Below are 591 nucleotides of genomic sequence, written 5' to 3'. Positions count from 1 at the left end.
GCATCGAGCAGCTTCTCGAATCCGTTGCGGCCGCCTCGGTACCTGGCCAGCCGGGAGGTGAAGACCAGGCCGTTGTCGGTCAGGGTTGAAGCGCCCTGGGTTTCGTTCCGAGGTCAGGACGCAACGGGCGCTGAATCCTGGTCGTGAGTGTAGGCCGCCTCGACCTCCGCGGGAGTGCAGTAGCCGAGGGCTTCATGGAGGCGGGCCGTGTTCCACCAGTGCACCCACCCCATCGTGGCCAGCTCGACCGCCTCGACGGACTCCCAGATCCGCTTGGCGTGAATGAGTTCGGCTTTGTAGAGCCCGTTCACGGTCTCGGCCAGGGCGTTGTCGTAGGAGTCGCCCACGGTGCCCACCGAGGCGCTCACCCCGGCGGTGATGAGCGCGTCCGAATACGCCAGAGAGACGTACTGGGAGCCGCGGTCTGAGTGATGGACCAGACCTTCCCGGCCCCGGCTGGCTCCCGTGCTCAACAGCGCGTGCTCCAGGGCCAGCAACGGCAGCCCCGCAGTGTGAAGGCTGCCCGAGACGGCCCACCCGACGATGCGCCGGGAGTAGACGTCGGTGATGAAAGCGACGTAGCAGAACCCG

1 protein-coding gene is annotated in these 591 nt (G+C 67.0%); it reads right to left on the bottom strand.

Features of this window, described 5'->3' with window-relative positions; all coding sequences use genetic code 11:
• Positions 1-113 precede the first annotated feature (113 nt).
• Positions 114-591: integrase core domain-containing protein (locus IG178_RS24895; protein ID WP_193215258.1), on the bottom strand; the 478-nt coding region annotated here is incomplete at its 5' end.

This window comes from Neoluteolibacter marinus (assembly GCF_014904755.1).
GTDB lineage: Bacteria > Verrucomicrobiota > Verrucomicrobiia > Verrucomicrobiales > Akkermansiaceae > Haloferula > Haloferula marina.
This window is presented reverse-complemented; position numbering and strand designations above follow the sequence as displayed.